The 6,347-nt window shown below is 41.8% G+C and carries 6 protein-coding genes; all 6 read left to right on the top strand.

All coding sequences use genetic code 11. The features are described from left to right. Positions 1-372 precede the first annotated feature (372 nt). Genes I3252_RS04255 through I3252_RS04230 form a run of 6 tightly spaced genes read left to right on the top strand, consistent with a single transcriptional unit; the run spans position 373 to position 6,340 of the window. Positions 373-2,043: a DUF2345 domain-containing protein gene (locus I3252_RS04255; protein ID WP_201553641.1), complete on the top strand. Its 1,671-nt coding sequence runs from the start codon at positions 373-375 to the stop codon at positions 2,041-2,043. Between the two features lie 14 nt (positions 2,044-2,057). Continuing rightward, positions 2,058-2,960: a hypothetical protein gene (locus tag I3252_RS04250; RefSeq protein WP_238034327.1), complete on the top strand. Its 903-nt coding sequence runs from the start codon at positions 2,058-2,060 to the stop codon at positions 2,958-2,960. 6 nt (positions 2,961-2,966) lie between these two features. Further along, positions 2,967-3,545, top strand: a complete 579-nt coding sequence (locus tag I3252_RS04245) for a hypothetical protein (protein ID WP_238034326.1) — start codon at positions 2,967-2,969, stop codon at positions 3,543-3,545. A 7-nt stretch (positions 3,546-3,552) separates the two neighbouring features. Continuing rightward, positions 3,553-4,476, top strand: a complete 924-nt coding sequence (locus I3252_RS04240) for a hypothetical protein (protein WP_201553643.1) — start codon at positions 3,553-3,555, stop codon at positions 4,474-4,476. A 47-nt stretch (positions 4,477-4,523) separates the two neighbouring features. Then, entirely contained in the window at positions 4,524-5,081 is a 558-nt protein-coding gene (locus I3252_RS04235) for a hypothetical protein (protein ID WP_201553644.1), read from the top strand. Positions 5,082-5,137: 56 nt separating this feature from the next. Beyond that, entirely contained in the window at positions 5,138-6,340 is a 1,203-nt protein-coding gene (locus I3252_RS04230) for a DUF6708 domain-containing protein (RefSeq protein ID WP_238034325.1), read from the top strand. Positions 6,341-6,347: the final 7 nt, after the last annotated feature.

Raw genomic sequence — 6,347 nt, 5'->3', positions numbered from 1 at the left:
AGATTACAAGCTGCTTAATTGGGCTTGATGGTGACAACTAGCTTGAAAAACTCCGTAACAGTACCAATACTGATATACAGGTGGGTGACTGGATTATTAATACCCTATGTAATTTGCAGCCTGACCTAATCTCTTTAATCAAACAACAAGAACAAAAGAGCGTCAACACTGACAGACTTTATGACTCATTGAAAGGAGATATACAAGCTTCGTTCACTGTGCTATCAGAGTTCATTGGAAAGAACGAAAGTAAATACGGCAAGTTGTTTGGCCAATTAAGCGGCAATAAGTTATCTCAAGATACAGCAACTGCTATATCAGTGTTGATTTCAAATAGCTATCAAACCATATTGGGAGATCAACGACAATAACGTGCATCACATCAGCGCCTGCTACCTGCCATTTCCGCACCATCACCATATTCCTTATGGAGAGCAGCTTGCTACACTTGGGCAACCGCATCCGAGTCTAACAGGACTTATGAGCGCCAGCATCATAGACACAGACAGCAGCGCTATCACTCATGACCGTAACCACCGTGCCCATATTAGATACCACTGGCAAAGCGAAGGCGGCGACAGCGCGCATTGGATACCCATTGCCAGCCACTTAGTCGCTGATCACATGGGACAAACCCATCCGCTACGCCATGGGCAACACGTGCTTATCGACTTTATCGGTGGCGACATCACTCATCCCATCATCATTGGTAGCACCCATAATGGCCAAGGCAATTCTGATGCTCAGCACAACAGTATCGTCAGTGACTCAGGTAGCATTGATGCCACCAGTCCAGCTTGGTTTATCAACCAAAGCCATGCTTATCCCATAGACGGTATCAAGACTCAAAGTATCGATAGCAGTCGAACAGGCGAGGCGACCAAAGACAGCCTTATCAACGGCTATAACCAGCTAATGTTTGACGCCCATCCTGACAGCCCACAGATTAATGTTTATAGCAGCAGCTTCCAGTCTAGCCTAACCATTGGTCATCTATACCAGCATACCGACCATACTCGCGGTCAAGCACGGGGCAAAGGCATCAGCATCGAGACCCAAGCCGCCGCCAATGTGCAAGGCAGTACAGGTATTCATATCAGTAGCCACAATATTAACAGTGCATCGAATAGCCACATGAGTCATGACAGTCATAGCAAACTGCAAACTGCTGACCAACATCAACAAGCTTACGCTCAGCTAGCTGACATCCATCAGCCCGTGGGATTAGAAAGCAGCAGCAATAACAAGCAAAGCAGTAGTAAAGAAGATGCGCAAACACCTTTTGCCCAATTTAGCGAAGATACCAATGACTCAAGTTTAAGCGAGTCAGGACAATGGCAACAACCTAATCTACTGATCGACTCTCAGCGTCATCTCGCGATGCTAAGTGGACAACACAGCCAGCATACCAGTACCCAAAGCACGCATAGCCACGCGACAGACAATACTCATCATCACAGTCAAACGCAAATGAATCAGCTAGTAGCGGGCGATATCCATTACTACAGTAATAAAGCCCAAACCCATACCGCTGCTCATGGCGATGTGACCATACAAGCACATCAGAACGAGATGCGTTTAGATAGCGAGCAAGTACTGCGACTCCATAGCCGAGATAGTATTGAGATTATCGCGCCTGATACGCTAACGCTGAAAGCCGCAGGTAGTGGCATTGAGATATCGGGTGGTAATGTGACGTTTATCACGCCAAGTCAGGTGGGCTATAAGGCAAGTAAGGTGGATTGGGGCAGTGGGGGTGGAGTTAAAACTGAATTACCCTTCTTGCCGTCGGCAGAAATGAAAAATTGGATTGGTCTTAAGCTTTTAGGAGTTGATGGTGAAGGTATACCTGATGTTGGCTACAAGATATTTTTTGATAGCGGACAAGTTATTAAAGGAAGACTCGATAGAAAAGGTGAAGCACATCATGAAAATGTGCCTGAGCAGGCTAACCGTGTTGAATATGAAGAAAAAGATTTTGAAGACGCTACTCCTGATTCATTTCTTAAAGTTTTAGAAGCTGCTAAAAGCTTTATTAAATAATAGAAGGTGCAACTATGAGCTTTTTACCGAAAAAAGAAGAACTTTCAAATGCGCTTGCATGGTTTATGGTACCTGTTAATGGCGCTGTGCAAAAGGGTAAAGAAACAGCAAATGATATTGCCGATTGGCTTTGGGTAGTCATACAAGGTGATTTTGCAACGGAACCATCTACTGCTCAAGTCGTTACTGGTACTGTCGTTTCTATGATTCCGTTGGTAGACCAGATTTGTGATGTTCGAGATATCTGCGCTAACTGTAAAAAAATAAATGAAGATGACAGTAATCCTTGGGCATGGGTGGGTCTAATTTTGACCTTGATCGGTCTGTTTCCAGTTTTAGGATCGCTATTTAAAGGAATATTTAAAGTACTACTTGCCCCTATTAGACGCTTCATGATGAGACCTTTATCTAAAGCTGGCAAATTTTCAGGTAGCCTGATATATAAAGCAGTTGAACCAGCTATTGAGCAAGGTATAAAAGAGCTTAATAAGTTTTTAGGACGTCCTGCCGTAAAAAAGCTAATACGCAAAGAAGCCTCTGGGAACGTATACAGGTGGTCAGCTAAGCAACTAAGGAGTTTAAAAGCTAAAGTCAATAAGACGCAGATTTTAACAGTATTTGACGAGCATATTGGCTATCTAAAGGAGACTGTTGAATTTGTACAAAAGTATGGCAGCTCAGGTATAGGTAAAAAAGCAGCTGATATACTTAAAGTAGTAGTAGACATACGAAATCGTGCTAACAGACGTCTTGGTGAATTTTTAGCGCCTGTGCAAGACTTTTTAGAGCGGCTAGCAATACGTTTAGATGCTGAAGGAGGCTATAAAGCAGTAACCAACTTGACAAACGTTGCGAATTTTAGAAAAGTCCATACTGATGGTGAGGTGCAACTTATAAAAATCAGTTCGCCTAAATAGGTAGATGTGACCAGAAGAATTAAATATCCTAAAGTAGAAGAATGTCCCAAAATACCTAAAGGTTATCCCAATATTTCTGATAAAGGTAAAGGACCATTATGGAAAAAGTTTAACACATTTCATGATATGAAGGCAGTAGAACTAAAACAGGGGACGAGTTTATATCGCGTTGTTGACCCTACTAGTAATGATAATAGTATATGTTGGATGCGAGCTTCGGAGTATTTGAAACTTAAAAAACGAGAAGATTGGCGCAGACGTTTTGCAGTATGGGCAAGCTGGAATAGTAATGGAGAAGTCGTCCATTACATTGTTCCTAAAGGTGGTATGAAAGTTTGGGAAGGTAAAGCCGCCAGTCAAATACTTGAAAATAGTAAAGGTCAAATCCAAACGGCTAATGGACGCGGTGCTATGTATGTGTTAGAGGGTGGTGGCAAACAAATTGTACTTGATCCAGCACAATTAATTAAAAGCAGAGTAAAACCACGCAGAAAAACAGGATGGGGCTATGGTAGTGATCTAAAGGGTTTAGAAAATACAGATATGGTTGGCGTGCCAACCCTCAAACAAAACTGGTATAAGTGAGCAAACAATGGAAAACTATATAATAAGACCTCAAGAAATCTATTTATTAGAACGCTACAGCTCACCCGCTTATTTTAAAGAGATGCGCGATGCCTTTGCAACTATGTTAGAAGCTGCTGAGCAGGCGCTTGAGCTGTTTGTCAATGATTTACCGTTTGATTACCGTACACGTCCTATCAATAGACAGCCTGATATCGTCTGGGGCGAACGGGTATTGCCAAACCTGCGTGATACTCTAGACAGCTTAAATGTTGGTTATCAAGAGCTGTTAAAAGGGGATCTAGCGGCAATAAGATATGGCGGTAATGTTGAGAGTGATTTTCGGGCTATCAGTATGGATTATGATATCGATTGGATGCCTGAGCAGCAACAACTTGATTATGAAAAATGGCGGAGAGAGGCAAGCACGCGCGCTTTTAACTTAGAAATAACCAGTTATTTTGGCTGGAAAATTGGTAGTTTAATTGAACGCTATACTACTGAATCGCGAGGACCACTTAACCCACCCGAATCGTGGCCTATTTATCGTCTTAATCCAAAATATAGCGTTGAGTTAGATGAAGTCGTCCCTGTCGCAGGTATTTATGTACCTAGTAGAGCAGATGCCAGTGCTCAAGTGTTATTGGATGGCATGTTAGCAAATGAAGCTTACGTCGGTTATGATCCTGAAACCATGCAAGCGGTTGGTGATGCACCAGTCACTTGGATGTTGGTTGAGCGTATCGCGGATACTGGCGGCGGTAACCATAATGTCGAGCCAAAACGTTTACGTTGTGAGTCGGGTAAACCTTGTCCATTCACAGGCTACTGGTGGTCACCATCAAGTAAAGATGTCAAACACTTCAAAGCAGGCGACATCATGCCAAAGATGAAGCGACTTGAATGGCAAACTATCTGGTATTTCAACGAGACCAATCAGTTAGACGATTAAGTTAATCAATATTTTATCAATCAACTTATAATAAATGAGTTTTACATATGGTAAATCATTCAATTCCAAAGACCTTATTTAAAATGTGGCTGTGTGTGTCCCTACTATTTACGATAGGAGTTAGTCAGTCGCAACTTGCTATGGCAGCTGACACTTCTTATGCTGATAATACGTCCAAGACCGCAGAAGAGTTGAGATTAGAGTATCTCGAAGCGCTTGAAGAAGAGCAGAACAAGCTATATTTTGAAAACTTTGCAACCAATCCTGATGACATTCCGATCAGTGAGTATGAAGGAGGGACAGATCGATACTTTGGCGATTTAAGAGTTGAAGGTGATGAGCTTATATTAGAAATTTCAGGTGGTGAGCTACTTATTATCACCAGAAACGAGCGTCAAGAACAGCTTAGACAGCAACTTATACAGTTTGTATCAGAGCATAGCGATGTGTCAGTTAATGTTGGCATACAAGGTTTGATAAATGTAGATAGTGAGCCAACGACAGAGGACTTGGATGAATTGGTTCTTGTGAATTACAATAATTTAAAAGCTAACGCCACTCATAATCTTTTTAAGATGCTTAGCACAATTAATGATCAGGAATGAGGTTTGTACTTGATAAGAGTCTGCTCAAACTGCCACGACATTAAGGACAACTAAAAATGAGTGGATTCGTTGTAGACATGGAAGGGCGGTTTCGACTGACAAAGAAACCGCCATTTTTGACCCCAGGTTATCAAGCGGTAGGGCAGAAGCTTGTAGACGTTAAAGGCATCCATGAGACAGTGCCTTTGGATAAATATAAAAACTATGATGTGCCATTGCACCCTCAACAAACGGTGGTACAGTTTAACTCGACTTATCTTGAGACTACAGGGCGCAATGAAAGACGACGTGGTGATGCGGTAGGATGGGGATTATGTTTAGGGTTTGTGGGGCTATCTGTGAGTAATGGTATCCTCTATCTGATTGTAAAATCCACAACAGATTTTGATATTGTATCTCTCAGTATTGGTCTTATTCTCGCTTTTTCTATGACCTTATTCTTTGTTCCATTAATCAATGTGCTCTCAACCGAGTTATTTACCACACGGCATTCTCCTATCCGCTTCAACCGTAAAACCCGTAAGGTCTACGTTCGTCAGTATAATCGCAAAGTAGAAGTATATAACTGGGATGACTTAACCTTTTTTATTGCTTATATCAATGAAGATAAAGACATCAGAGCGGTGACATTTGATAAAGACGGCGAAACCATTACCGGTATGTTTGCACTTGCCTTTCAAGATGAAGTTTTTGATAAAAGTTTAATCAGTTATTTTGAGTTTATCCGTCGTTATATGGAAGGCGATGACCAGCAACTAAAAGAAGTCAAAGAAGCAATACGTTACATCTACCCTATACATGAAAAGCGTGAAACCCCACTGATGTCATTTAAGCGTTTGATACTCAATGAGGTGCATCATGATCATGAGAACATGGAGTATCCAGAACGGACTTTTGAGTTTCATCCTGTGACCTTAGTGGTTCTACCTTTATTAGCACTGCGCTATGTAGGGCGTGTAATCTCCATGCTGACCAGCTACCGCCATCAGTTTAGCAAAGCTATTGAAGCGGAATGTCAGATTGATCCCAATGACCCTTATGATTTAAACAAACATTTACCAGAGGGCAACCTTGAACAGAATAACCAGCCTATTTGGAAGACCATTGTTTACAGTGTAGGTATTATTATTGCTACTATTATCATGCTGTTTATCGGTGCATTTATTATAGACATGATAGGCGCGGCAAGACCACATGGTGACTATCCGAGCATGGTCGATAAACTCTGGTATGTGATTGGTTTGGGGTGGTTGTCTTAATAAATCA

This window comes from Psychrobacter sp. Ps4 (assembly GCF_022129285.1).
GTDB classification, from domain to species: domain Bacteria; phylum Pseudomonadota; class Gammaproteobacteria; order Pseudomonadales; family Moraxellaceae; genus Psychrobacter; species Psychrobacter immobilis_A.
This window is presented reverse-complemented; position numbering and strand designations above follow the sequence as displayed.

Excerpts from the sequence above, each read along its gene's own strand:
- I3252_RS04230 (WP_238034325.1), top strand. The coding sequence starts at position 5,138 with ATGAGTGGATTCGTTGTAGACATGGAAGGGCGGTTTCGACTGACAAAG.
- I3252_RS04250 (WP_238034327.1), top strand. The coding sequence starts at position 2,058 with ATGAGCTTTTTACCGAAAAAAGAAGAACTTTCAAATGCGCTTGCATGG.
- I3252_RS04240 (WP_201553643.1), top strand. The coding sequence starts at position 3,553 with ATGGAAAACTATATAATAAGACCTCAAGAAATCTATTTATTAGAACGC.
- I3252_RS04235 (WP_201553644.1), top strand. The coding sequence starts at position 4,524 with ATGGTAAATCATTCAATTCCAAAGACCTTATTTAAAATGTGGCTGTGT.